Below are 25,029 nucleotides of genomic sequence, written 5' to 3' on the forward strand. Positions count from 1 at the left end.
GGCATGACAGAGCTGGGCGCAGGTGCATGCATGATGACGCGATTTGCGATGTTAGTCCTTGGAGTCTCCGTGCTCGCCGCCACCACTGCTCACGCGCAGGACCGCCCGATCGGGTTCTCGACCCCGTCGAAAAACATCGCCTGCCAATTTTTCACCGATAACGGTCAGTGCGTCCTCCCGCGCCGGCGCGGTCATCTCCAGATGGGTGACGAACGGCAGCCGTCTTCCCGTTGGGCACATCGGAATAGCCGTCGGGGAGGATCACTCAGTCCCCCTCGTCGCTCGCCAGCACGCCCTTCACCGCGCGCGCCCAACCCGCGAGCTTGCGCTCCCTTGTCGCCTGGCTCATGTTCGGCTTGAAGCGATGCTCCAGCCGCCAGTTGTCGGCGAATTTGGTCGGCTCGGGATAGACGCCGGCCTGGAGGCCGGCGAGATAGGCGGCGCCGAGCGCCGTGGTCTCCTGGATCACGGGTCGGTCGACCGGTGCGTCGAGCAGGTCGGCGAGGCGCTGCATGGTCCAGTCCGACGCGGTCATGCCGCCGTCGACGCGGAGCACGACGCTTGCCGTTTCCGAGCTCGGCCAGTCGGCGCGCATCGCGGCCCAAAGGTCAAAAGTCTGGTAGCAGACGCTTTCCAGCGCGGCGTGGGCGAGCTCGGCCGGGCCGGTGTTGCGGGTGAGGCCGAACAGCGCGCCGCGCACGCGCGGATTCCAATAGGGCGCGCCCATGCCGACGAAGGCCGGCACGAGATAGACGCTCTGCATTGAGTCCGACTGATCGGCAAGAGGTCCGGTCTCGGCGGCGTGCTTGATGATGCCGAGGCCATCACGCAGCCACTGCACCGCCGAGCCCGCGACGAAGATCGAGCCTTCGAGCGCGTAGGTGCGTTTGCCGCCGAGCTGATAGGCGATGGTGGTGAGCAGCTTGTTCTTCGAGGCCACCGGCGTGGTGCCGGTGTTGAGCAGGGCGAAGCAGCCAGTGCCGTAAGTGGACTTCATCATGCCCGGTCGGAAGCAGGCCTGGCCGATGGTCGCGGCCTGCTGGTCGCCGGCGATGCCTGAGATCGCGATAGCGCCGCCGAACAGATCGGGCACGGTCTCGCCGAAGCGGGCGGAGGAATCTTTCACCTCGGGCAGCATCGAGCGCGGCACGCCGATGATCTCCAGCAGCTCGTCGTCCCACTGGCCGGTGTGGATGTTGAACAGCAGCGTACGCGAGGCGTTGGTAGCGTCGGTGGCGTGCACCTTGCCGCCGGTGAGGCGCCAGAGCAGGTAGCAGTCCACGGTGCCGAACATCAATTCGCCGCGCGCGGCGCGCGCCCGTGCGCCGGGGACGTGGTCGAGAATCCAGGCGACCTTGGTGCCGGAGAAATAGGGATCGATAATGAGGCCGGTCTTCTGCGAGATTACAGGCTCGCGGCCGTCTGATTTCAGCTTGGCGCAGATGTCCGCGGTGCGCCGGTCCTGCCAGACGATGGCACGATGCACGGCCTGGCCGGTGGCGCGGTCCCACACCACGGTGGTCTCGCGCTGGTTGGTGATGCCGATCGCGGCGATGTCTTTTGCGGTGATGCCGGCCTGCGCGATCGCATCGCGGCAGACCGTCACGGTCGAGGTCCAGATGTCTTCCGGCTCGTGCTCGACCCAGCCCGAGGCCGGAAAATGCTGCGGAAACTCCTGCTGTGCACGGGCGGCGATCGAGATGTCGCCGCGAAAGACGATCGCACGCGAGGAGGTGGTGCCCTGGTCGATGGCGAGGACGAAAGACATGGGAGCTACCTTGGTGTTTCCCGGTGACGGGTCATATGTCGCGCCAAAGGGAGCGGATTAGGACGGGAAGGTCAAGGCTGCCGGAATCGTCTTCACCTCGCCCAGCTTGCGGTCAGCTTGCGGGGAGAGGTCGGAATTCAAGCGCAGCTTGAATTCCGGGCGTGGGGGCCCGAACTCATCGCCAGCCGTATTCCTGGAGACAGCCGCTCACCCCGACGCTCTCCCCGCAAGAGCGGGGCGAGGGAGCAGACCGCTTTACACCGCCGCCGTCGTCACGCCGCCGTCGATGACAATGGTCTGGCCGGTCATGAAGCTCGACGCATCCGAGGCGAGGTAGGCGACTGCGCCCGCGATTTCGTCGGGTTCGCCGATGCGGCGAAGCGGGGTGGTGGCGGTGCGGCGTTTTAGATTCGCTTCGTCTTCCCACAGCGCGCGGGCGAAGTCGGTCTTGACCAGGCCGGGCGCGATGCAGTTGACGCGGACGCCTTTCGGACCCCATTCGCCGGCGAGCGAACGACACAGCGCGAAGTCGGCGGCCTTGGAGATGCCGTAGGCACCGATCACGGTCGAGCCGCGCAAGCCGCCGATCGAGGAGACGATGACGACGGAGCCGCCTCCACGCTCGGCCATTTGCGGGATCGCCAGCGCGGAGAGCCAGATGTTGCTCTTGACGTTCGAGCCCATGATCTTGTCGAAGGCCTCGTCGGTGATGTCGAGCAGCGGGCCGTAATACGGATTCACCGCGGCGTTGCAGACGAGGATGTCGATCTTGCCGTAATGTTTCGTGGCGCCCGCGATCAGCGCCTCGACCTCTTGCTTGCGCGCGATGTTGCAGGGGATGACGGTTGCATCGCCGCCGGCCGCATTGATGCCGTCGGCGACCTCCTTGCAGGCGTCGGCCTTGCGCGAGGAGACCACGACTTTTGCGCCGAGCTTTGCGAGCAGCTCGGCGGAGGAGCGACCGATGCCGCGGCTGGAGCCGGTGACCACGGCGACCTTGCCGGTGAGATCGAACGGGGTGTTTTTCATTGTCGCTGCTCCGTTGATTCCGTTTGCTTCGTCATTGCGAGCGCAGCGAAGCAATCCGGAATCTTTCCACGGAGAAAGCCTGGATTGCTTCGTCGCAAGAGCTCCTCGCAATGACGGCGTGGCGCTTAGATCAACCCGCCACCATCCGCGACGCGGCGCTGGTGGTAGTCGGTGTCGCCGAACGAGTTCTCGATCATTGTCAGGCGCTTGAAGTAATGACCGATCTTCGCTTCCATGGTCATGCCGATGCCGCCGTGGAGCTGGATCGCCTGCTGCCCGACGTACTTCAGCGACTTGCCGATCTGCACCTTGGCGGCGGCGATGGCGTTGGAGCGTTCCTTGGCGTCCTCGAAATCGGCCGCCATGGTCGCGAACATCGACATCGATCTTGCCTGCTCGGCGGCGACGAACATGTCGGAGGCGCGGTGCTGGAGCGACTGGAACGAGCCGATCGCGACGCCGAATTGCTTGCGCGTCTTGATGTACTCGACCGTGGTCTTCAGCGACTCGTCCATCAGGCCGACCGCCTCGGCGCAGAGCGCGACGCGGGCTTCGTCCACGACACGCTCGATCAGCGCGAGCGAATCGTCGGGATTGCCAAGCGCCGCATCAGCCCCGACCTCGACACCGGTGAAGGTGATGTCGGCGGCGTGCATGCCGTCCTGGGTCGGGTACGACTTCTTGGTCACGCCCTTGGCGCTCGCCGGGACCAGGAACACGCCGATGCCGCTCTTGTCGCGGCGCTCGCCCTTGGTGCGCGCGGTCACGATGAGGGTATCTGCGTTCTCGCCGTTGAGCACGACGAATTTTTCGCCGTCGATGACCCAACCGTCGCCCTTCTTCTTCGCCGTCGTGGAGACGTCGAAGAGATCGTAGCGCGAATTCTTCTCGAGCTGGGCAAACGCCAGCGTCTCGCTGCCGTCGACGATGCCGGGCACATGCGCAGCCTTCTGCGCATCGGAGCCGGCATGGCGCAGGAAGCCGCCGCCGATCACGACGGTTGCGAGATAAGGCTCGAGCACCAATGCCTTGCCGAGCGCTTCCATCACGATCATGGTCTCGACGCCGCCGCCGCCGAAGCCGCCATCGGCCTCCCCGAAAGGCAGACCGAGCAGGCCCTGCTCCGCGAGCTTGCCCCAGACGGCTTTGCTCCAGCCGCCCTTCTCCTTCATGTACTTCTTGCGGCTCTCGAAATCGTAGGAATCGGTCAAGAGGCCGTCGATGCTTTCCTTGAGAAGCCGTTGCTCCTCGTTCAGATCAAAATCCATGTTCTTTGCTCTCCCGGTATCGATTTCGTCATGCCGGCCTTGTGCCGGGCATCCACGTTCTTTCGGCCGCTAGGCGTGGATGGCCGGGTCAAGCCCGGCCATGACGGTGAGTGCGTGTTAATAGTGTACGATCAAAGCCCCAGCACCGCCTTGGCGATGATGTTGCGCTGGATCTCGTTGGAGCCGCCGTAGATCGAGACCTTGCGGTTGTTGAAATAGCTCGGCGCGATCTGGGCGGTCCAATCCATGGCTTCGTTCGAGCCGTCGTCGCCGTGCACGTCGTAGGGCGCGGCGAACGGGCCGATCACTTCCATCAGCAGCTCGGTGGTGGTCTGCTGGATCTCGGAGCCCTTGATCTTCAGGACCGAGGACGCCGGATTGGGCTTGCCCTTGCCGTGCTTGCCTTCGTCGGCGACGACGCGCAACTGCGTGAGCTCGAGCGCCTTGAGCTCGATCTCACAGGCCGCGAGCTTCTCACGGAAGGCCGCGTCCTGGATGATCGGCTTGCCGCCGGATTCGACCTTGGAGGCCAAGTCGCGGATGCGGCGCAGCCGCTCCTTGGAGACGCCGACCCGCGCGATGCCGGTGCGCTCATTGCCGAGCAGGAATTTTGCGTAGTCCCACCCCTTGTTCTCCTCGCCGATCAGGTTCTCGTAGGGAACCTCGACGTCGTCGAAGAACACTTCGTTGACCTCGACGCCGCCGTCGATGGTCTGGATCGGACGCACGGTGACGCCCTTCGACTTCATGTCGAAGACGATGAAGGAGATGCCCATCTGCTTCTTCGCGGTCGCGTCGGTGCGGCAGAGGCAGAAGATCATGTCGGCGTGCTGGGCGAGCGTGGTCCAGGTTTTCTGGCCGTTGATGATCCACTTGTCGCCTTTGCGCTCGGCTTTTGTCTTCAGCGAAGCGAGGTCAGATCCAGAACCGGGCTCCGAAAAACCCTGGCACCACCAGTCGTCGACATTGGCAATGCGCGGCAAATACTGCTTCTTCTGCTCTTCGTTGCCGAAGGTGTAGATCACAGGGCCGACCATGCTGACGCCGAAGGCGAGCGGCTGCGGCGCCGGATAGGACTGCAGCTCCTCGTTGAAGATGTAGTGCTGCACGGAGGTCCAGCCGGTACCACCATATTGCTTGGGCCAGTGGCTGGTGCCCCAGCCCTTCTTGTTGAGGATGCGCCACCACGTCACCATCTCGTCCTTCGAGAGATGGCGGCCCTCGACCAGCTTGCGCCGGGTATCCGGCGGCACGTTACCGCGGAAGAACTCCCGCACTTCCTCGCGAAACGCCTGCTCTTCTTTCGTGAATGCGAGATCCATCGGATCCTCCTGTGAATTACTGCAAAATCTCAAACAAGCCCGCTGCGCCCATGCCGCCGCCAACGCACATGGTGACGACCGCGTACTTCGCCTTGCGGCGGCGGCCTTCGATCAGGGCGTGGCCGGTGAGGCGCGCGCCCGACATGCCGTAGGGGTGGCCGACCGCGATCGCGCCGCCGTCGACGTTGATCTTGTCAGGGTCGATGCCGAGCTTGTCGCGGCAATACAGCACCTGCACCGCGAACGCTTCGTTGAGCTCCCACAGGCCGATGTCGTCGACCGTGAGGCCGTGACGCTTGAGCAGCCGCGGCACCGCGTACACCGGGCCGATGCCCATTTCGTCCGGCTCGCAGCCGGCGGAGACGAAGCCGCGGAAGATGCCGAGCGGCTTGAGGCCGCGCTTCGACGCTTCCTTGTCGCTCATGATGACGGAGGCGCTGGCGCCGTCCGAGAGCTGGCTGGCATTGCCGGCCGTGACCGAAAAACCTTCACCGCGCACGGCCTTGAGGCCGGCGAGGCCTTCGGCGGTGGTCTCGGGCCGCGGACCCTCGTCTTGCGACAGCGTCACGTCCTTGAACGAGACTGCGCCGGTCGCCTTGTCGGTCACGGCCATTTTGGTGGTGATCGGCGCGAGTTCGTCCTTGAACTTACCGCCCTGTTGCGCGGCCGCAGTGCGGCGCTGGCTTTCCAGTGAATATTCGTCCTGCTTCTCGCGCGAGATGCCGTAGCGCTTGGCGACGATTTCGGCCGTGTCGATCATCGGCATGTAGACCTCGCCCTTGATCTCGAGCAGCGCCGGGTCCTGGGCGTGGAAGCTGTTCATCTTGTCGTTCTGCACCAGCGAGATGGACTCGCCGCCGCCGCCGACCGCGATCTCGACGCCGTCAAAAATCACCGAGCGCGCGGCGAGCGCGATCGCCTGGAGGCCCGAGGCGCATTGCCGGTCGATGGTGGTGCCGCCAACGGTGACGGGCAAACCGGCGCGGAGCAGCGCCTTGCGCGCGATATTGCCTCCGGTCGTTCCCTGCTGCAGCGCCACTCCCATCACGACGTCCTCGAGCTCCTTCGGGTCGATCTTGGCGCGCGCGACGGCTTCGCCAATGGCATGGCCGAGCAGGGTCGCACCCTCGGTCGCGTTGAGCGCGCCGCGATAGGCCTTGCCGATCGGGGTGCGGGCGGTGGAAACGATGACGGCGTCGGTCAAGAGCGACCTCCTGATACAGATTGGGTGGCAAGTTGGGCGGATTGTGATGGTTTCTGCTGCTGACGCAACTCGTGGCGCGACAGCTTTCCGACCGGCGTGCGCGGCAGATCGTCGACGAATTCGACCTCGGCCGGCAATTCGTGCTTGCCGAGCTTGCCGGTGAGCTGCGCGCGCAGATCGTCGAGCGAGAACGGCTTTGCGTCCGGCTTCAGCTTGATGAAGGCCTTTGCGGCCTCGCCGCGGTACTGGTCGGGAATGCCGAGCACGATCACCTCGTGCACGCCGGCAATGGTGTAGATCGCCTGCTCGATCATCTGCGGATAGACGTTGAAGCCGCCGGAGATGATCATGTCCTTCTTGCGGTCGACCAGGAAGAAATAGCCGTCCGTGTCGACATAGCCGATGAGAAAGCGGCCGTCGGCAAAGGACTCCGCGGATTCCTTCGGCTTGTTCCAGTAGCCCTGGGTGACGTTCGGGCCCCTGATGCGGATCTCGCCGACTTCGCCCGGCGGCAGCACGTTCGTGGAATTGTCGAGCGAGACGACGTCGAGCTCGATGCCGGGCAGCATCAGGCCGATCGAGCCGGGCTTGTCGGGACCTGTGGGCGGATGGCCGGTGCCGGGCGAGCAGGTCTCGGTCATGCCCCAGCCGCTGCGAAGCTTCTTGCCGACCTTGCGCTCGAAGAAATTTGCGATCTCCACCGGAAGCGGCGCGCCCCCGGAGCCGATCGTCGCCAGCGAGGAAAAATCTCGCTTGTCGAGATCGGGAAGGGCTGCGATCGCGATCCACATCGTCGGCACGCCCGGGAAATAGGTCGCGCGCTTGATTTCGATGTCGCGCATTACTGCTTGGACGTCAAAACGCTGATGCAGCGAGATCAGATTGCCGCGGCTGAGCGAGGATAACAGCACGACGGTGAGCGCGTAGATGTGGAACAGCGGCAGCACGCAGATCACGCGCTCGATGGCATCGCCGCGCGTCGCGCGCGACCGCTTGCCCCAGACGTCGTAGATCGACACCGCGGAAGTCAGATTGCCATGGGTGAGCATCGCGCCCTTGGGCAAGCCGGTGGTGCCACCGGTATATTGCAGCAGCGCGACGTCGTCGGCCGTCACGGACGGCCACTGCGCCGGCGCGGTCGCGCCCTCGACGAAGGTCTTGAAGGTGACGATGCGGGGATCAACGGGGATCGCGGCCTGCGGCGTGCCGACCTTGCCCCAATTGTCGTCCTCGCAGACGACCAGGCGATCGATCAACCCCTTCTCCAGGAACTTCAGCGCGGTGGGCAGCAGCGCCGCGAGGTTGGACGTGACGAGCAGGCGCGAGCCGGAATCGGAAACCTTGTGAGTCAGCGCAATCTCGCCGTCGAGCGGGGAGAGATGCGCAACGCGCGCGCCGGCTTTCAGCGCGCCGAAGAAATTGACGGGGTGATCGGGCGAGTTGCCGAGGAACAGCGCGATGGAGGTGTTCTTGCCGCATCCGGCGCGCAGGAACGCCGCGGCGGCAAGCTCGGCCATTCCAGCGAGTTCGGTGTAACTGATCGGACGCTCCCGGAATTCCAGCGCGGTGCGCGGGCCATACTCGGCGGCGGCTTTTGCCAGCAGGTCAGGCAGCGAGCCCTGGACGATGGTGTCGTCCCAACGCACGCCTTCGGGATAAAACTGTTCGCCGGGATGGGTCATTTCACTTCGTTACTTTGCACTGCCTGAGCAGCGGTTCCACGTAAGGCGGGCACGGATGGAACGGGCTCCCTTCCCCGTTGCGGGGAAGGGTTGGGGAGCGGGGTAGCCACGCACATTGACCTCGCCCGGGGCTCCCTGCCTGACTGTCCCCCGCAAGGGGCGAGGGAACGGAGAGGGCGTCGCCCGGAGCAAATCATCGCGGCCACGGCCAATCCGATCAAGCCGCTTTCGACGCCGCCGCCAGCGAGGCGAAGGTCTTGCCTTCGGCCGCGAGCTTCTTCAGCAGCGGCGCGGGCTCGAGGCTGGGGTCGTTGGTCTCCCTGGCATAGAAGGAGAGACGATCGGCGATGTGCTTGAGGCCGACGGTGTCGGCCCAGAACATCGGACCACCGCGGTAGATCGGCCAGCCATAGCCGTAGAGCCAGACCACGTCGATATCGGAGGGACGCGCGGCAATGCCTTCTTCCAGGATCTTCGCGCCCTCGTTGATCATCGGGTACATCATGCGCTCGAGGATCTCGTCGTCGCTAACGATTCGCTTCTTGCGGCCCAAACGGACCAACGTCTCGTCGATCAGCTTCTCAACTTCGGGATCGGGCAGCGCCGAGCGAGAGCCGGCTTCGTACTTGTAATAGCCCTTGCCGGTCTTCTGGCCGAAGCGACCGGCTTCGCAGAGCGCGTCCGCGATCTCGGACTTGATGCCGCGGTCCTTGCGCGAGCGCCAGCCGATATCGAGGCCGGCGAGGTCGCCCATCGCGAACGGGCCCATCGGCATGCCGAACTTCGTCACCACGGCGTCGACCTGCTGCGGCAAGGCACCTTCGAACAACAGCTTCTCCGACTGCTTGCCGCGCTGGGCGAGCATGCGGTTGCCGACAAAGCCGTCGCAGACGCCGACCACGGCCGGCACTTTCGCAATTTTGCGCGCGATCGAGACAGCCGTCACAAGGGCGTCCGGCGCGGTCTTGTCGGCGCGCACGATCTCGCACAGTTTCATGACGTTGGCGGGCGAGAAGAAGTGCATGCCGAGCACGTCCTGCGGACGCTTGGTCGACTGCGCGATCTCGTCGATGTTCAGGTAGGAGGTATTGGAGGCGAGCACGGCACCCGGCTTGACGTATTGGTCGAGCTTGCCGAACACTTCCTTCTTCACCGCCATGGTCTCGAACACGGCTTCGATGACCAGGTCGGCGTCGCCGACGTTCTCGATGCCGACGACGCCGTTGATCAGCGCCATGCGCTTGGCGGGCGCATCCGCCGGGATGCCGCCGCGCGCCGCGGTCGCTTCCCAGTTCTTCTGCATGATGCCAAGGCCGCGCTTGAGCTGCTCTTCGCCGGTCTCGATCAGGGTGACGGGCACGCCGGCATTGGCAAACGACATCGCGATGCCACCGCCCATGGTGCCCGCGCCGAGGATGGCGACGCGGTTCACGGGCCGCGACTTGGTGCCTTCAGGCACGCCCGCGATCTTGCTGGCCTCGCGCTCGGCGAAGAAGGCATAGCGCTGCGCCTTGGACTGATCGCTGGCGACGAGCTTCAGGAAGCCCTCTCGCTCCTTCTTCAGACCTTCGTCGAACGGTAGGTCAATGGCGTAGCCGACGGCGTCGGCCGCCGCGAACGGCGCTTCCAGGCCGCGCGACTTCTTGGTCATGGCGGCGACCGCATTGGTGAAGATCGAGCGATCGGCCTTGGCCGCAGCGATCTTGGAATCGTCGTCACGCAGGCGGCGCAGCGGGCGCTTTTCGGCCAGCAGCTTTCGCACGAAGGCTTCGCCTCCGGCAGCCGGGCCCTCGACGATCTCTTCGATCAGGCCGTTTTTCAGCGCTTCCGCCGCACCGATCGGATCACCGCCGACGATCATCTTGACCGCAAGCTCCGGTCCGACCGCGCGCGGCAGGCGCTGGGTGCCGCCTGCGCCCGGCAGCAGGCCGAGCTTCACCTCGGGCAGGCCGAGCTTGGCTTCTTTCACGGCGACGCGAAAATGACAGGCGAGCGCGACCTCGAGGCCGCCGCCGAGTGCGGTGCCGTGGATCGCGGCAACGACCGGCTTCGGCGAGTTCTCGATCTCGGAAAGCACGTCGTTGAGGGCGGGCGGCTTCGGCGGCTTGCCGAATTCGGTGATGTCGGCGCCGGCAATGAAGGTGCGGCCGGCGCAGGTCAGCACGATGCCCTTGATCGCGGGATCGGCGATCGCGGCCTTGATGCACTCCAAAATACCGCCGCGAACCGCGGCACTCAGCGCATTGACCGGAGGGCTGTCGACCGTGACGATCCCGACTTCGTCATGACGCTCAAGCTTGACCACTTCGCTCACGGTGTCCCTCCTTGCTGGGGTAACTTTGTTTGATTTCGCATCGCGGAATTTAATTCCGCATCTTGACGGCAGGGTTATTTTGAAGCACGTGGCTTGTCAACGACTCCGCGCAAGAAGCAGATCAGGGATGAAGCGTACAGGAAAGAAGACCGCGACCGATCGGAATTTCGTCGTCGCGCTTTCCCGCGGACTAGACGTATTGCGCGCATTCCAGCCCAGCGACGGACTTCTTGGCAATCAGGAAATCGCGGCCCGCACCAACCTGCCCAAACCGACCGTTTCGCGGCTGACCTATACGTTGACGAAGCTCGGTTATCTGACGCCGGTTCCCCGCTTCGAGAAGTATCAGCTTGCGCCGGCTGCGATGGCGCTCGGCTACGCGGCGCTATCCAATCTCGGCGTTCGGCATTTGTCCGAACCGTTCCGCGAGGAAATGATGCGCGCGACCGGGGGAGCCGTCGCGATCGGTGGCCGCGACCGCCAAAGCATGATCTATTTCGGGCAGAGCCGCGGCAGCGAGACGGTCGGCGTTCAACTTGACGTCGGCTCCCGCGTGCCGATTGCAACCACCGCGATGGGCCGCGCCTATTTCTGGGCGCTGAACGACGACGAGCGTGCCGAATTGTTGCGCGATCTGCGCGAGCATTACGGCAGCCGCTGGCCCAAGATGCGCGACGGACTGGAACGTTCCGGCGAAACAATCGCAAAGCACGGTTTTGCGACTTCGGTCGGCGACTGGCATGACGACATCGGCGCCGCCGGCGTCGCGCTCAAGCTCAATGACGGAACCGGTCCCTACGCATTCAATTGCGGCGCGCCCGCATTCCGCTTCACGGAAGAGCGTTTGATCAACGACATTGGACCGCGTCTGCTTGCGATGGTAAGGAACATCGAAGCGGCGCTCGGGGGTCTGATGCCGCATTCCAAAAAAGACGTCAGCAAAAAGCTGAAATCAGGAGGAAAAGTTGCGCGTGTGGTCGAGGGGATCAGATAACCTTTGTGATCATCAGGAGCGGTTCGTATCGCCCCTTCGTCCACTCAACAGCGTGGGCGAGACGAGATGACGCAGGCACAGCTCGCGCAGGGGACATCGCCCCTGCTCGCGGTTCGCGACGTCAGCGTCGTGTTCGGCGGCATTGTCGCGCTCAACGGCGTGTCCTTCGACATGCACAAGGGCCAGATACTCGGCTTGATCGGCCCCAACGGCGCCGGCAAGACCACGCTCTTCAACTGCCTCTCCCGGCTCTATCAGCCGTCGTCCGGCGACATCCTGATGGAGGGCGCGAGCATCCTGAAGCGGCCGCCGCACCGGATCGCGGAGATCGGCATCGGCCGCACCTTCCAGAACGTGGCGCTGTTTCCGAACCTCTCGGTGATGGACAATGTCCGCGTCGGCACCCATGCCCGCACCTCCAGCGACATCATCAGTGACTCGCTCCGTCTCGCCTGGATTCGCCGCAGCGAAGCCGACGTCAACAAGAAGGTGCACGAGATCCTCGCCTATCTGAACCTCGAGGATGTCGCCCACACCGTCGTGTCCGGCCTGCCCTTCGGCACGCAAAAACGCGTCGAGCTGGCGCGCGCGCTTGCTGCCGATCCGAAGATCCTGCTGCTCGACGAGCCCGCCGGCGGCCTCAACCACGAGGAAGTCCACGTTCTCGGCGACCTCATTCGCCGCATCCGCGACGAGCGCCACATGACCGTGCTGCTGGTGGAGCACCACATGGGCCTCGTGATGTCGATCGCCGACCACGTCGTCGCGCTGAATTTCGGCAAGAAGCTCGCGGAAGGCACGCCGGCCCAGGTGCAGGCGGATCCCGACGTCATCAAGGCCTATCTCGGGAGCAAGGACCAATGACGACGCTGCTCAACGTCAAGGACCTGCGCGCCTATTACGGCCAGGTCCAGGCGCTTCACGGCCTGTCCTTCTCGCTCAGCGAGGGATCGCTGACGACGCTGTTAGGGGCGAACGGCGCCGGCAAGACCACGACGCTGCGCGCGATCTGCAACATGGTGCGCTCCACCGGCGGCATCGAGTTCGACGGCAAGCCGCTGAACAACCGCTCCACCGAGAGCATCGTGCGGTTCGGTATCGCGCATGTGCCGCAGGGCCGCGGCACCTTCACCACCATGACGGTGGAGGAGAACCTCCAGCTCGGAGCCATCACCCGCAAGGACAGCGCCGGCATCGTCTCCGACATCGAGCGGATGTATGCGCATTTCCCGGTGCTGAAGCAGCGGCACACCCAGCAGGCCGGCACGCTTTCGGGCGGCGAGCAACAGATGCTCGCGGTCGCCCGCGCCCTGATGCTGCGGCCGCGGCTGATGCTGCTGGACGAGCCGTCATTCGGCCTGGCGCCGCTCGTCGTGCGCGACCTGTTCGGCATCCTCGGCAAGATCAACCGCGAGGACAAGGTGTCGATCCTGGTGGTGGAGCAGAACGCCCAGCTCGCGCTCGAGCTCGCCGACCAAGCCTATGTGATCGAGACCGGACGCATCGTGATGTCGGGCAATGCCAAGGACATCGCGAACAACGAAGAAATCCGCAAATCCTATCTGGGCTACTGAGGAACCGGCACGATGGAGCTGTTCACCAACCAAGTGCTGGCCGGCATCGCCACAGGCGCGATCTACGCCTGCATGGCGCTCGCCGTGGTCATGATCTACCAGGCGATCGACCATCTCAACTTCGCGCAGGGCGAGATGGCGATGTTCTCGACCTTCATCTCCTGGCAGCTGATGCAATGGGGCATCCCCTATTGGGCCGCCTTCGTGATCACGCTGGCATTATCCTTCGTCGGCGGCATCGCGATCGAGCGCATTCTTTTCAAGCCGCTCGCCAAGGCGCCGGTGCTGACCAACGTCGCCGGCTTCATCGCGCTGTTCGCGATCATCAACTCCTCGGCTGGCCTGATCTGGGACTTCACCATCAAGCAGTATCCGACCCCGTTCGGTTCCTCGCCGTTCCTCGGCAGCCAGCTGATCTCGACCCACCAGGCCGGCATGATCGGCGTTACCGTGCTGCTGCTGCTCGGCCTCTACTTCTTCTTCCAGTATACCAAGATCGGCCTCGCCATGCGCGCCGCCGCCTCCGTGCCTGAATCGGCCCGGCTGGTCGGCATCAACACGAGTTGGATGATCGCGTTGGGCTGGGGCATGGCCTCCGCGATCGGTGCAATCGCCGGCATGCTGATCGCACCGGTCGTGTTCCTCGAGCCCAACATGATGGGCGGCGTGCTGATCTACGGCTTCGCCGCGGCGGTGCTCGGCGGACTGACCAGCCCGTTCGGCGCCGTGGTCGGCGGCTTCCTGGTCGGTGTCTTCGAAAACCTCGCCGGCACCTACATTCCCGGCGTCGGCAACGAGCTGAAGCTCCCGATCGCGCTCGCGCTGATCATCTCCGTCCTGGTCGTCAAACCCGCTGGCCTGTTCGGCCGGCACATCGTCAAGCGAGTTTGATATGAGCGCTGCAGAAGATGTCGTAACGGAAGCCCCGGCGATCGATGCGGTTCCGAAGCGGGCGATGACGCTGGGCACGGGCACCTCCCTGTTGGTGCTGGCGGTGCTGTTGATCGTGCCGGTGTTCGTCAAGAACTTCATCATCTTCCAGATGACGATGCTCCTGATCTACGGGCTGGCGGTGCTGGCCTTGAACATCCTGACGGGCGGCTCCGGCCAGTTCTCGCTCGGCCAGAGCGCCTTCTACGCCGTGGGCGCTTATACGTCGGCGGTGCTGATGGAGTACTTCAACGTCAACTATGCGCTGACAATTCCGATTTCCGCCGCAGTCTGCTTCGGATTCGGCTACCTGTTCGGCAAGCCGGCGCTGCGGCTGTCGGGCGTCTATCTCGCGCTCGCGACCTTTGCGCTTGCCACCGCGATGCCGCAGCTGCTGAAGCTGAACTTCCTCGAGCACTGGACCGGCGGCGTGCAGGGCCTCGTCGTCACCAAGCCGGACGCGCCGTTCGGGCTGCCGATGTCGCAGGACATGTGGCTATACTACTTCTCACTCGCCGTCGTGCTCGCGATCTACATCTTCTCGGTGAACCTGCTGCGCTCCCGCTCGGGCCGCGCCTTCATGGCGATCCGCGACAACGAGATCGCGGCCTCCTCGATGGGCGTCAACGTCGCGCTCTATAAGACGCTGGCCTTCGGCGTGTCCGCCGGCATCACCGGCGTTGCCGGCTCGCTTGGCGCCATCGCCGTGCAGTTCGTCGCGCCCGACAGCTACACCATCACGCTGGCGATCTCGCTGTTCCTCGGCATGGTCGTCGGCGGCGTCGGCTGGCTGCCCGGCTCGTTCGTCGGCGCAGCCTTCATCATCTTCGTGCCGAACATGGCGGAGGGCATCTCCAAAGGCCTGTCCGGCGCGGTATTCGGCGTACTGTTGTTCCTCGTCATCTACCTGGTGCCGCACGGCGCAAGGCAGATCGCGATCCTGGGCCAGCAACTCGTCGGCCGGCTCAGAAAGAACTGAAAACCCGTTGATTTAGCCAAGGAGACCCGAATTGCTTTTTGAAAGAACACTGCGAACCGCTGCGCTGGTCACGGCAACGGCGGTCATCACTCTCACCTCCGGCGCAGCACTCGCGCAGAAGAAATACGACACCGGCGCGTCCGATACCGAGATCAAGATCGGCAACATCATGCCGTACAGCGGCCCGGCGTCGGCCTATGGCATCATCGGCAAGACCGAAGAAGCCTATTTCAAGATGATCAACGACAAGGGCGGCATCAACGGCCGCAAGATCACCTTCGTCACCTATGACGACGGCTATTCGCCGCCCAAGGCCGTCGAGCAGGTCCGCAAGCTGGTCGAGAGCGACGAGGTGCTGGCCGTGTTCAACCCGCTCGGCACGCCCTCGAACAGCGCGATCCAGAAGTACCTCAACGCCAAGAAGATCCCGCAGCTGTTCGTCGCCACCGGCGCCACCAAGTGGAACGACGCGAAAAACTTCCCCTGGACCATGGGCTGGCAACCCTCCTACCAGAGCGAAGCGCAGATCTACGCGAAATGGCTGTTGAAGGAAAAGCCGGACGCCAAGATCGCGATCCTCTACCAGAATGACGATTTCGGCAAAGACTACCTCAAGGGCACCAAGGACGGCCTGGGCGCCAAGGGCGCGTCCATGATCATCATGGAAGAGAGCTACGAGGTCTCCGAGCCGTCGATCGACGGCCACATCGTCAAGATCAAGGCTGCCAATCCCGACGTGCTGTTGATCTACACGACGCCGAAATTCGCTGCCCAAACCATCAAGAAGACAGCCGAGCTAAGCTGGAAGCCGCTCCAGATCCTCACCAACGTGTCGATCTCGGTCGGCAGCGTGATGAAGCCGGCCGGCTTCGAGGCTGCGCAGAACGTGCTCTCGGCCGCCTACGCCAAGGACTCGACGGACCCGCAGTGGGCCAACGACCCCGGCATGAAGAAGTGGAACGAGTTCGTCGACAAGTACATGCCGGGTGCCGACAAATCCGACACCAGCATGGTCTATGGCTACGGCGCGGCGTCGACGCTGGCCAAGGTCCTAGAAATGTGCGGCGACGATTTGACCCGGGCCAACATCATGAAGCAGGCGGCCTCATTGAAGGATTTTGCTCCGGACACGCTGCTGCCCGGCGTCAAGATCAACACCAGCGCCACCGACTTCGCCCCGATCGCGCAGCTCCAGATGCAGCGCTTCAAAGGCGAGAAGTGGGAACTCTTCGGCGAGATCATCAGCGGCGACGTCGCCACGGAGTGATAGTCTGACGCAATAATCCAACGCCTCGAGAAGCCCCCGCGAGCAATCGCGGGGGCTTTTTGTTGACGTCGAGCGTCAATCTTGTTCAATGCGGCGCCGATCCAGCCGGGGTGGGAGAGAAATGACTGCTGTTCGATTTCAGGTTGCGGCCCTGTTGGCCGCATTCATATTGTGCACTGCGATGAGCGGCCCTGCACTGGCGCAGAAAAAATACGACAGCGGCGCTTCCGATACCGAGATCAAGATCGGCAACATCATGCCCTATAGCGGCCCGGCCTCCGCCTACGCGGCGATCGGCAAGGCCGAGGAAGCCTATTTCAACAAGATCAATGCCGAGGGCGGCATCCACGGCCGCAAGATCAAGTTCATCTCCTATGACGACGGTTATTCGCCGCCGAAGACGGTGGAGCAGGCGCGCAAGCTGGTCGAGAGCGACGGGGTGCTGCTGATCTTCGGCTCGCTCGGCACCTCCACCAACGGCGCCATCCGCAAATACATGAACGAGAAGAAGGTGCCGCAATTGTTCGTGGCGAGCGGCGCTTCGAAGTGGAACGATCCCAGGCAGTATCCCTGGACCATGGGTTGGCAGCCGAGCTATGCGAGCGAGGCGCACATCTACGCCAAGTACATCATGAAGGAGAAGCCGGACGGCAGGATCGGCGTGCTCTACCAGAACGACGATTTCGGCAAGGACTATCTGAAGGGGCTGAAGGACGGCCTTGGGCCCAAGGCCTCGATGATCGTGCTGGAGGAAGGCTACGACACGTCCGAACCGGCCATCGACGAGCACGTCGTGAAGTTGAAGGCCGCCGGCGCCGACATCCTCATCAGCATCACCACGCCGAAATTTGCCGCCCAGGCGATCAAGAAAGCGGCCGAGATCAACTGGCACCCGGTCCACATCATCTCCAACGTCTCGGCCTCGGTCGGCGGCGTGCTCGAGCTGGCGGGGCTCGAGATCTCGCAAGGCATCCTGTCGGCGAGCTACACCAAGGACGGCTCCGACCCGCAATGGAACGCCGATGACGGCATGAAGAAGTTCTATAACTTCCTCGCGCAATATGCTCCCACGGCCAACAAGCTCGATGCCGGCGTGGTGTTCGGCTATGCCGCCGCGCAGACCATGGTGAAGGTGCTGCAGATGTGCGGCGATGACCTTACCCGCGAAAACGTCATGAAGCAGGCCGCCAGCCTGAAGGATTTCGAGCCCGATACGCTCTTGCCCGGCATCAAGATCAACACCGCGCCGGACAATTTCGCCCCGATCGAGCAGCTCCAGATGATGCGATTCAAGGGCAAGAAATGGGAGCTGTTCGGCGACATCATCTCGAGCGATCCTGGCCATTGAGGCCGATCAACTCAAAATCGCGCTATTCAAATTAATCAATCAGCGGCGGTCGCAATTTTTCGCAGCGCACACGATCCCGCGGCCGCCTCTGACTACTAAAGAAGCAGCCCCTGCGACGCCGTCGCAGGGGCTTTCTGTTGAAGGCATCAGGTAAATCGTATTGAATTGCGGCCGCGTCACCAAAAACAAGCAACGCAAGAAAAGGAACGCACACACACCAAGAAAATAGGGAGATAGGAATGCCCGCTGTCACCGGCAAACTTGCGGCCGCGTCACTGGCGCTTGCGCTCATTGCGGCCTCGGCCTCCACTGCATCGGCCCAGAAGAAATACGATACCGGCGCGACCGATACCGAGATCAAGGTCGGCAACATCATGCCCTACAGCGGACCGGCCTCCGCCTACGGCATCATCGGGCGGACCGAAGCCGCCTATTTCAAGAAGATCAACGACGAAGGCGGCATCAACGGCCGCAAGATCAACTTCATCTCTTACGACGACGCCTATTCGCCGCCGAAGACGGTGGAGCAGGCGCGCAAGCTGGTCGAGAGCGACGAGGTGCTGCTCATCTTCAACTCGCTCGGCACACCGCCGAACTCGGCGATCCACAAATACATGAACTCGAAGAAGGTGCCGCAGCTCTTCGTCGCGACCGGCGCCACCAAGTGGAACGATCCGCAGAACTTCCCGTGGACGATGGGCTGGCAGCCCAACTACCAGAGCGAGACGCAGATCTACGCGAAGTGGCTGCTCAAGAACAAGCCCGACGCCAAGATCGCCGTGCTGTTCCAGAACGACGATTACGGCAAGGACTATCTCAAGGGCCTGAAGGACGGCCTCGGCGCCAAGGCCGCCTCGATGATCGTCATCGAAGAAAGCTATGAGACTTCGGAGCCGAGCATCGACAACCACATCGTCAAGCTGAAATCGACCGGCGCCGACGTCTTCATGAACATCACGACGCCGAAATTCGCAGCCCAGGCGATCAAGAAGAACGCCGAGATCGGCTGGAAGCCGCTGCACTTCCTCAACAACGTCTCTGCCTCCGTCGGCAGCGTGATGAAGCCTGCCGGCTTCGAGAACGGCCAGGATATTATCTCGGCCGATTATCTGAAGGACGTGTCGGATCCCGAATGGGCCAACGATCCCGGCATGAAGGACTTTCTTGCGTTCATGACCAAATACTTCCCCGACGGCGACAAGCTCGATAAGGGCACCATCGTCGGCTATGCCGTGGCACAGACGCTGGTCCACGTCTTGAAGCAGTGCGGTGATAATCTCACGCGCGAGAACATCATGAAGCAGGCCGCTGGCATGAAGAACTTCCGCACGGAGGCGCTGCTGCCGGGAATCCAGATCAACACGTCCCCGACCGACTTTGCGCCGATCAGCCAGCTCCGGCTCGAGAAGTTCAAGGGCGACAAGTGGGAGCTGTTCGGCGACGTGATCAGCGCCGACGTCGGCGGCTAGCCCCGACACGACAACAAGCCTCCTGCGAACTCTCGCAGGGGGTTTTTGCTTGCGCGCCGATTATGATCACGCGATTGCACAATCGAATGACGACAAAGCCCGCTTACGCTTTCGCGCCTGATGCGGTAGGCAGGTGAACGGCGCGTTTGCCGCCAGTCTTTCCTGTCCGCTCAAGGCCTTTCGTCATGACCGACCGACGCCCCCTGCTCCGCGCGCTCTACGACGCCGCCGTTGCCGCCGCCCATCCCAACACGGTGCTGGCGCCTCACTTGCGGCCCGCACCGAGGGGACGCGTGATCTGCCTCGCCGCCGGCAAAGGCGCGGCCGCGATGGCCGCGGCGGCAGAGCGGCATTATCTCGACACGCTCGGGCTCGCACCGGAGCGCCTCGTCGGCATCGCCACCACGCGCCACGGCTACGACGTGCCGACCCGCCGCATCCGCGTGGTCGAGGCCGGCCATCCCGTGCCTGACGAGGCCGGCCTGAAGGGCGCGGCCGATACCCTCGCGCTCGCAGGCGAGGCCGGACCCGATGACCTTCTCCTGGTGCTGCTCACCGGCGGCGGCTCGGCGAACTGGATCGCGCCTGTCGACGGCATCAGCTTCGCGCAGAAGCAGGCGGTCAACAAGGCGCTGCTCCGCTCGGGCGCACCGATCGGCGAGATGAATATCGTGCGCAAGCATCTGTCGCGGATCAAGGGCGGGCGGCTGGCGCGCGCCGGCAAAGATGCCTCCGAGATCGTCACGCTCGCGATCTCCGACGTGCCGCATGACGAGCCCTCCGCGATCGCCTCCGGCCCCACCGTGCCCGATCCGACCACGCTCGCTGATGCGCGCGCGATCGTGACCAGGTACAAGCTCGACATCGACGATGCCGTCCGCCGCGCGCTGGACGCCCCCGCCAACGAGAGCTGCAAACCGGGTGACGCCGCCTTCGCACGCGCGCATTTCGAATTGATCGCACGTCCGAAGCAATCGCTCGATGCCGCGGTGAAACTCGCGCACGAGGCCGGTTACGAGACCATCGATCTCGGCGCCGATCTGGAAGGCGAGGCCCGCGAGGTTGCCGCCGATCACGCCAGGCTGGCGCTTCAGGCCCGCGCGCAAGGCAAGCGCGTCGCGATCCTCTCCGGCGGCGAGCTCACGGTCACCGTGCGCGGCCAAGGGCGCGGCGGCCCGAACCAGGAATACGCGCTGGCGCTCGCCGACCTGTTGAAGGACACGCCAAACATCTCCGCGCTCGCCGGCGACACCGACGGCGCCGATGGCGGTGCCGGCAATTCCACCGATCCCGCCGGCGCGCTGATCGACGCGGCGACGTTCGCGAAGATGAAGGCGCAGGGGCTGCAGCCGCAGGCGTATCTCGCCAGCAACGACGCGACGACGTTCTTCGAGGCGACGGGCGACCTGCTGCTGCCGGGGCCGACGCTGACCAATGTGAACGACATAAGGGTGATTCTGGTCGACTGAGGCGCCTGCCCCAATCACGGCGTCATTCCCCGCGAAGGCAGGAAATCCAGTACGCCGCGACTTCTCCATCACCCACTACTGCCTCTGGAATACTGGATCGCCCGCCTTCGCGGGCGATGACAGCTGAGCCGACCGCCCCCTCAAAACTCGTTGGCGATCTTCGAGAGCATCCCGAGCAGCGCTTCGCGGTTGGAGGGGCCGAGCAGCTCGTTCAGCCGGGCCTCGTGCTTGGTGGCGACGAGCTTCTTGGCGCGGGCCAGCACCGCCTTGCCCTTGTCGGTCAGCACCAGGATGTGCGAGCGGCGGTCGTTGGTGGAGCGGATCCGCGCGCAAAGGTCGCGGCTCTCGAGATTGTCGAGCATGGCGACGAAATTCGGGCGCAGGATGCCGAGGGTGGAGGCGATCTCGGTCTGGTTACGGCCCGGATTTTTCTCGACCAGCAGCAGAACGGAGAACTGCGCGGGCGTGAGCTGAAGCGAGGCCATGCAGCGCAGGAAGTTCTCGAACACCTTAAGCTGCGCCCGCTTCAGCACATAGCCGAGCTGCTCCGAGAGCTCGCCGAGCTGGAGGGCTTCGCCGGGCCCCTGACCTTGCACCTCGGCCGCGTCTTTGCGGACCTTGGCCGGATCGGCGGGCTTTTCAGAGGACTTTTCGGAGGTTTTCGAAACGGTCATCGCCTCATGCTCGTAATCCCGCTAAGTTCGGGAGGGTCGTCCCGCCACCCTTGAAGTTATATTTGATAATTGTTATGGACCATATCAAATATCGTCAGCTTTTTTCAATGGCTGTGAGCGGACCGTCCACGACTATCAGGGGACCGGTCCTTAATCTTTGAGGGGGAGCGTCCGGTCTTGAATACCACCATCATGCTGTTCCTGCTGCAGGACGGCATCACCAACGGCGCAATCTACGCGCTGCTCGGCCTCGCGCTGGTGCTGGTGTTCGCCGTCACCCGCGTGATCCTCATCCCACAAGGCGAATTCGTCACCTATGGTGCGCTGACCTATGCCTCGCTGGCTGCGGGCCAGATGCCGGGTACGGCGAAACTCGCGCTCGCCCTGGGCATCGGCGCCTTCGCGTTCGACCTGTTCGCCGCGCGCAAGGCGCTGCACGGACGCCTGGTCCTGCGCAGCGTCCTCACCAACGTCGTGCTGCCGGCCATCGTGCTGGCGCTGACGGTCCACTACGCCGCTCAGAAGCCGCCGGTTGCGGTCTGCATCGCGCTGTCGCTGGTGATCGTGGCGATGATCGGCCTGTTTCTCTACCGCATCGCATTCCAACCGCTGGCGCACACCTCCGTGCTGGTGCTGCTGATCGCCTCGGTGGGCGTCCACCTCGCGCTTCAGGGATTGGGCCTTTTGTTCTTCGGCGCCGAGGGCCAGCGCGGACCTGCCGTACTGTCCGGCTCTTTCACCGCCGGCGCGCTGCGCTTCACCGGCCAGAGCATCACGGTCTACGGCATCACCATCGCCTTCATCGTCGGGCTGTGGCTGTTCTTCGGGCTGACACTTTACGGCAAAGCGCTGCGCGCGACCGCCGTGAACCGGCTGGGTGCCCGGCTCGTCGGCATCCGCACGACGCTGTCCGGGCAGATCGCCTTCCTGCTGGCGTCCGTCATCGGCGCATTGTCGGGCATCATGATCGTGCCGATCACGACGCTCTATTACGACTCGGGCTTCCTGATCGGCCTGAAGGGCTTTGTCGCCGCGATCATCGGCGGTCTCGTCAGCTATCCCCTCACCGCCGTCGCAGCGCTGTTCGTCGGCATCGTCGAGGCGTTCTCGTCCTTCTATGCCTCCAACTACAAGGAGGTGATTGTTTTCATGCTCTTGATCCCCGTGCTGCTGCTGCGCTCGCTCGCTGCCCCCGCGGTCGAGGAAGAGAAGGACTGACGCCAAGATGCAGAGCCGGCTCCCCATCCTCATCTTCGCGCTTCTCATGGCGGCGATCCCGTTCGTTCCGGGCATGCCCCCGTTCTGGATCGTGCTGCTCGACAATATCGGCCTCACCGCCCTCGTCGCGATGGGCCTCGTGCTGCTGACCGGCGTCGGCGGCCTGACCTCGTTTGGACAAGCGGCCTTCGTCGGCTTCGGCGCCTACACCACCGCGGTGCTGTCGACGGCCTACGGGATGTCGCCCTGGCTGACGCTGCCGCTGTCGCTGCTGGTCAGCGGGTTGCTGGCGGTGCTGCTCGGCCTCGTCACGGTCCGTCTCTCCGGCCACTATCTGCCGCTCGGCACGCTCGCCTGGGGACTCGGCTTGTTCTATCTCTTCAGCAAGCTGGAATTTTTAGGAAGGAACGACGGCATCTCGGCGATCCCGCCGCTGTCGATCGGCTCGTTCAAGATGCTCTCGCCCGGCTCGATCTATTACGCGATCTGGGTGGCCGTGATCGTCTCGGCGCTGCTCACGATGAACCTGCTGGACTCCCGCACCGGCCGCGCCATCCGCGCGCTCCGGCGCGGCCATGTCGCGGCCGAAGCATTCGGCGTGCACACGCCGCGGGCCAAGATGCTGGTGTTCATCCATGCCGCCGTGCTCGCCGGCCTCTCCGGCTGGCTCTACGCTCATCTTCAGCGCGCGGTGAACCCCACGCCGTTCGGCGCGCAGGCCGGCATCGAATATCTCTTCATCGCCGTGGTCGGCGGCGCCGGCTATGTCTGGGGCGGCGTCCTCGGCGCGGCGCTCGTCGTGGTCCTGAAGGAAGTGCTCCAGAGTTACCTGCCGCTGATCCTGCCGGGCTCCGGCCAGGTCGAAACCATCGTGTTCGGCATTATGCTGGTGGCGCTGCTCCAGCTCGCACCCGGCGGCGTCTGGCCCTGGCTGATGTCGTTCCTGCCCGAGCGCACCCGTGGCAAAAAGCCGGACACCTCCCTGAAACTGGCGCAGCGCGCCCGTTCGGCCGGCCAATCCGGCGTCCTGCTCCAGGTCGAGAAGGCGCGAAAGCAATTCGGCGGCGTGGTCGCGGTAAACAGCGTCTCCTTCGACGTCCAGGCCCGCGAGATCGTTGCGCTGATCGGCCCGAACGGCGCCGGCAAGAGCACGACGTTCAACCTGATCACCGGCGTGCTGTCGGCCACCTCGGGCTCGATCTCCGTGCTCGGCAACAAGGTCGACAAGGCGCCGCCTCAGGAGATCGTCAAGCTCGGCATCTCCCGCACCTTCCAGCACGTCAAGCTGGTGCCTGACATGACCGTGCTGGAGAACGTCGCGATCGGCGCGCATCTGCGCGGCCATTCCGGGCCGATCTCCTCGATGCTGCGGCTGGACCGTGCCGACGAGGCCAAGCTGCTCGCGGAAGCCGCCCGCCAGATCGAGCGCGTCGGACTTGGCGAGCAGATGCATCAGTTCGCAGGCGCGCTTTCGCTGGGACAGCAACGGATCGTCGAGATCGCCCGTGCGCTGTGCGTCGATCCGATGCTGCTGCTGCTCGACGAGCCGGCCGCCGGCCTGCGCCACATGGAGAAGCAGCGGCTCGCGACGCTGCTGCGGGAGCTGCGCGACGGCGGCATGAGCGTGCTGCTTGTCGAGCACGACATGGGCTTCGTCATGAACCTCGCCGACCGCATCGTGGTGCTCGATTTCGGCACCAAGATCGCGGAAGGAACGCCGGCCACGATCAAGACCAATCCCGAAGTGATCAAGGCCTATCTCGGAGTGGCGGCATGAGCGCGCTGTTGTCCGTCACCGACGCCCATGTGTCCTATGGCAAGGTCGAGGCGGTGCGTTCGGTCTCGCTCGAGGTCGGCCAAAACCAGATCGTCACCATCGTCGGCGCCAACGGCGCCGGCAAGACCACGCTGCTCTCGGCCATCATGGGCGTTTTTCCGCTGAAGGGCCGCGTCGCCTTTGCCGGCCAGGACCTCTCCCGGCTCGACATCGAGGATCGCGTCGCGATGGGGCTCGGTCTCGTTCCCGAGCATCGCGAACTGTTCGTGACCATGAATGTCGAGGACAATCTCGAACTCGGCGCCTTCAGGATCGAGAGAAGCAAGGCGAAAGCCTCGATGGAGCGGGTCTACACGCTGTTTCCGCGGCTGAAAGAGCGGCGCAAGCAGTTCGCCGGCACGCTCTCCGGCGGCGAGCAGCAGATGCTCGCGATGGGCCGCGCGCTGATGGGCGAGCCCAAGCTCTTGATGCTGGACGAGCCGAGCCTCGGCCTCGCTCCGATCATCGTCGCCGACATCTTCCGCATCGTCACCGAACTGCGTGCCGCCGGCGTCTCCGTGCTGCTGGTCGAGCAGAACGCGCAGGCCGCATTGAAGATCGCGGATCAGGCCTACGTGATGGAGCTCGGCGAATTCGTGCTCAGCGGTAAGGCCAGCGACATCGCCGCAAACGAGCGGGTGGCGGCGAGCTATCTCGGCTTCCAGCACGAAGGCGCGAGCGTGATCTGATTTCGCGGCCCTACT

At 64.1% G+C, this 25,029-nt stretch carries 20 protein-coding genes; 12 read left to right on the forward strand and 8 right to left on the reverse strand.

The window, feature by feature from the left end:
- Nucleotides 1-265 precede the first annotated feature (265 nt).
- From glpK to IVA74_RS13075, 7 genes are all read right to left on the reverse strand, one after another.
- Nucleotides 266-1,768, reverse strand: coding sequence for a glycerol kinase GlpK (glpK, locus tag IVA74_RS13045; RefSeq protein WP_247343901.1), 1,503 nt, complete (start codon nucleotides 1,766-1,768; stop codon nucleotides 266-268).
- A 255-nt stretch (nucleotides 1,769-2,023) separates the two neighbouring features.
- Nucleotides 2,024-2,797, reverse strand: coding sequence for a glucose 1-dehydrogenase (locus tag IVA74_RS13050; protein ID WP_247343903.1), 774 nt, complete (start codon nucleotides 2,795-2,797; stop codon nucleotides 2,024-2,026).
- A gap of 125 nt (nucleotides 2,798-2,922) precedes the next feature.
- Nucleotides 2,923-4,065: a pimeloyl-CoA dehydrogenase small subunit gene (gene pimD / locus IVA74_RS13055; RefSeq protein ID WP_247343906.1), complete on the reverse strand. Its 1,143-nt coding sequence runs from the start codon at nucleotides 4,063-4,065 to the stop codon at nucleotides 2,923-2,925.
- Nucleotides 4,066-4,196: 131 nt separating this feature from the next.
- Complete coding sequence (gene pimC / locus IVA74_RS13060) at nucleotides 4,197-5,387, reverse strand: pimeloyl-CoA dehydrogenase large subunit (protein WP_247343909.1); 1,191 nt, start codon at nucleotides 5,385-5,387, stop codon at nucleotides 4,197-4,199.
- A gap of 16 nt (nucleotides 5,388-5,403) precedes the next feature.
- Nucleotides 5,404-6,591 (reverse strand): acetyl-CoA C-acyltransferase, encoded by a 1,188-nt coding sequence (locus IVA74_RS13065; RefSeq protein ID WP_247343911.1) that lies wholly within the window; start codon nucleotides 6,589-6,591, stop codon nucleotides 5,404-5,406.
- Entirely contained in the window at nucleotides 6,588-8,273 is a 1,686-nt protein-coding gene (pimA, locus tag IVA74_RS13070) for a dicarboxylate--CoA ligase PimA (protein WP_247343914.1), read from the reverse strand. The genes IVA74_RS13065 and pimA overlap by 4 nt, the downstream gene beginning before the upstream one ends.
- Nucleotides 8,274-8,490: 217 nt before the next feature.
- Complete coding sequence (locus tag IVA74_RS13075; RefSeq protein ID WP_247343917.1) at nucleotides 8,491-10,587, reverse strand: 3-hydroxyacyl-CoA dehydrogenase NAD-binding domain-containing protein; 2,097 nt, start codon at nucleotides 10,585-10,587, stop codon at nucleotides 8,491-8,493.
- Nucleotides 10,588-10,714: 127 nt separating this feature from the next.
- Here IVA74_RS13075 and IVA74_RS13080 point away from each other — a divergent pair, with 127 nt between their 5' ends.
- The 9 genes from IVA74_RS13080 to IVA74_RS13120 all read left to right on the forward strand — a co-directional run bounded on the left by IVA74_RS13080 (nucleotide 10,715) and on the right by IVA74_RS13120 (nucleotide 20,617).
- Complete coding sequence (locus IVA74_RS13080) at nucleotides 10,715-11,581, forward strand: IclR family transcriptional regulator (RefSeq protein WP_247343920.1); 867 nt, start codon at nucleotides 10,715-10,717, stop codon at nucleotides 11,579-11,581.
- A 66-nt stretch (nucleotides 11,582-11,647) separates the two neighbouring features.
- Nucleotides 11,648-12,445 carry an ABC transporter ATP-binding protein gene (locus tag IVA74_RS13085; RefSeq protein ID WP_247343923.1) on the forward strand — a complete coding sequence of 266 codons (798 nt, stop codon included), beginning with the start codon at nucleotides 11,648-11,650 and terminating at the stop codon, nucleotides 12,443-12,445.
- A complete protein-coding gene (locus tag IVA74_RS13090) occupies nucleotides 12,442-13,155 on the forward strand; it encodes an ABC transporter ATP-binding protein (protein ID WP_007599709.1) in 714 nt (237 codons plus the stop codon). Before IVA74_RS13085 ends, IVA74_RS13090 begins: the two co-directional genes overlap by 4 nt.
- 12 nt (nucleotides 13,156-13,167) lie before the next feature.
- A complete protein-coding gene (locus IVA74_RS13095; protein WP_247343927.1) occupies nucleotides 13,168-14,046 on the forward strand; it encodes a branched-chain amino acid ABC transporter permease in 879 nt (292 codons plus the stop codon).
- 1 nt (nucleotide 14,047) lies between these two features.
- A complete protein-coding gene (locus tag IVA74_RS13100; protein ID WP_247343930.1) occupies nucleotides 14,048-15,064 on the forward strand; it encodes a branched-chain amino acid ABC transporter permease in 1,017 nt (338 codons plus the stop codon).
- A gap of 31 nt (nucleotides 15,065-15,095) precedes the next feature.
- Nucleotides 15,096-16,331, forward strand: a complete 1,236-nt coding sequence (locus tag IVA74_RS13105) for an ABC transporter substrate-binding protein (protein ID WP_247343932.1) — start codon at nucleotides 15,096-15,098, stop codon at nucleotides 16,329-16,331.
- A 121-nt stretch (nucleotides 16,332-16,452) separates the two neighbouring features.
- Nucleotides 16,453-17,679: an ABC transporter substrate-binding protein gene (locus IVA74_RS13110; RefSeq protein ID WP_247343934.1), complete on the forward strand. Its 1,227-nt coding sequence runs from the start codon at nucleotides 16,453-16,455 to the stop codon at nucleotides 17,677-17,679.
- A gap of 239 nt (nucleotides 17,680-17,918) precedes the next feature.
- Nucleotides 17,919-19,148 (forward strand): ABC transporter substrate-binding protein, encoded by a 1,230-nt coding sequence (locus tag IVA74_RS13115; RefSeq protein ID WP_247343937.1) that lies wholly within the window; start codon nucleotides 17,919-17,921, stop codon nucleotides 19,146-19,148.
- 185 nt (nucleotides 19,149-19,333) lie between these two features.
- Entirely contained in the window at nucleotides 19,334-20,617 is a 1,284-nt protein-coding gene (locus IVA74_RS13120) for a glycerate kinase (protein WP_247343940.1), read from the forward strand.
- Between the two features lie 140 nt (nucleotides 20,618-20,757).
- Here IVA74_RS13120 and IVA74_RS13125 read toward each other — a convergent pair whose 3' ends face one another.
- The gene (locus IVA74_RS13125; protein WP_247343942.1) at nucleotides 20,758-21,291 is read right to left on the reverse strand and encodes a MarR family transcriptional regulator; all 534 of its coding nucleotides are present in this window, start codon (nucleotides 21,289-21,291) and stop codon (nucleotides 20,758-20,760) included.
- Nucleotides 21,292-21,468: 177 nt separating this feature from the next.
- Between IVA74_RS13125 and IVA74_RS13130 the strand changes: the two genes are divergently transcribed.
- From IVA74_RS13130 to IVA74_RS13140, 3 genes are read left to right on the forward strand one after another with little or no spacing between them, the layout of a single operon-like run.
- A complete protein-coding gene (locus tag IVA74_RS13130) occupies nucleotides 21,469-22,509 on the forward strand; it encodes a branched-chain amino acid ABC transporter permease (RefSeq protein WP_247343946.1) in 1,041 nt (346 codons plus the stop codon).
- Between the two features lie 7 nt (nucleotides 22,510-22,516).
- The gene (locus IVA74_RS13135; RefSeq protein WP_247343949.1) at nucleotides 22,517-24,286 is read left to right on the forward strand and encodes a branched-chain amino acid ABC transporter ATP-binding protein/permease; all 1,770 of its coding nucleotides are present in this window, start codon (nucleotides 22,517-22,519) and stop codon (nucleotides 24,284-24,286) included.
- On the forward strand, nucleotides 24,283-25,014 hold the full coding sequence (locus IVA74_RS13140) for an ABC transporter ATP-binding protein (RefSeq protein WP_247343952.1): 732 nt from the start codon (nucleotides 24,283-24,285) through the stop codon (nucleotides 25,012-25,014). The genes IVA74_RS13135 and IVA74_RS13140 overlap by 4 nt, the downstream gene beginning before the upstream one ends.
- Nucleotides 25,015-25,029 lie beyond the last annotated feature (15 nt).

The sequence above is a fragment of the Bradyrhizobium sp. 132 genome, from assembly GCF_023074185.1.
Lineage (GTDB): Bacteria > Pseudomonadota > Alphaproteobacteria > Rhizobiales > Xanthobacteraceae > Bradyrhizobium.

Excerpts from the sequence above, each read along its gene's own strand:
- glpK (WP_247343901.1), bottom strand. The coding sequence starts at position 1,768 with ATGTCTTTCGTCCTCGCCATCGACCAGGGCACCACCTCCTCGCGTGCG.
- IVA74_RS13050 (WP_247343903.1), bottom strand. The coding sequence starts at position 2,797 with ATGAAAAACACCCCGTTCGATCTCACCGGCAAGGTCGCCGTGGTCACC.
- pimD (WP_247343906.1), bottom strand. The coding sequence starts at position 4,065 with ATGGATTTTGATCTGAACGAGGAGCAACGGCTTCTCAAGGAAAGCATC.
- pimC (WP_247343909.1), bottom strand. The coding sequence starts at position 5,387 with ATGGATCTCGCATTCACGAAAGAAGAGCAGGCGTTTCGCGAGGAAGTG.
- pimA (WP_247343914.1), bottom strand. The coding sequence starts at position 8,273 with ATGACCCATCCCGGCGAACAGTTTTATCCCGAAGGCGTGCGTTGGGAC.
- IVA74_RS13080 (WP_247343920.1), top strand. The coding sequence starts at position 10,715 with ATGAAGCGTACAGGAAAGAAGACCGCGACCGATCGGAATTTCGTCGTC.
- IVA74_RS13085 (WP_247343923.1), top strand. The coding sequence starts at position 11,648 with ATGACGCAGGCACAGCTCGCGCAGGGGACATCGCCCCTGCTCGCGGTT.
- IVA74_RS13090 (WP_007599709.1), top strand. The coding sequence starts at position 12,442 with ATGACGACGCTGCTCAACGTCAAGGACCTGCGCGCCTATTACGGCCAG.
- IVA74_RS13095 (WP_247343927.1), top strand. The coding sequence starts at position 13,168 with ATGGAGCTGTTCACCAACCAAGTGCTGGCCGGCATCGCCACAGGCGCG.
- IVA74_RS13100 (WP_247343930.1), top strand. The coding sequence starts at position 14,048 with ATGAGCGCTGCAGAAGATGTCGTAACGGAAGCCCCGGCGATCGATGCG.
- IVA74_RS13110 (WP_247343934.1), top strand. The coding sequence starts at position 16,453 with ATGACTGCTGTTCGATTTCAGGTTGCGGCCCTGTTGGCCGCATTCATA.
- IVA74_RS13115 (WP_247343937.1), top strand. The coding sequence starts at position 17,919 with ATGCCCGCTGTCACCGGCAAACTTGCGGCCGCGTCACTGGCGCTTGCG.
- IVA74_RS13120 (WP_247343940.1), top strand. The coding sequence starts at position 19,334 with ATGACCGACCGACGCCCCCTGCTCCGCGCGCTCTACGACGCCGCCGTT.
- IVA74_RS13125 (WP_247343942.1), bottom strand. The coding sequence starts at position 21,291 with ATGACCGTTTCGAAAACCTCCGAAAAGTCCTCTGAAAAGCCCGCCGAT.
- IVA74_RS13135 (WP_247343949.1), top strand. The coding sequence starts at position 22,517 with ATGCAGAGCCGGCTCCCCATCCTCATCTTCGCGCTTCTCATGGCGGCG.
- IVA74_RS13140 (WP_247343952.1), top strand. The coding sequence starts at position 24,283 with ATGAGCGCGCTGTTGTCCGTCACCGACGCCCATGTGTCCTATGGCAAG.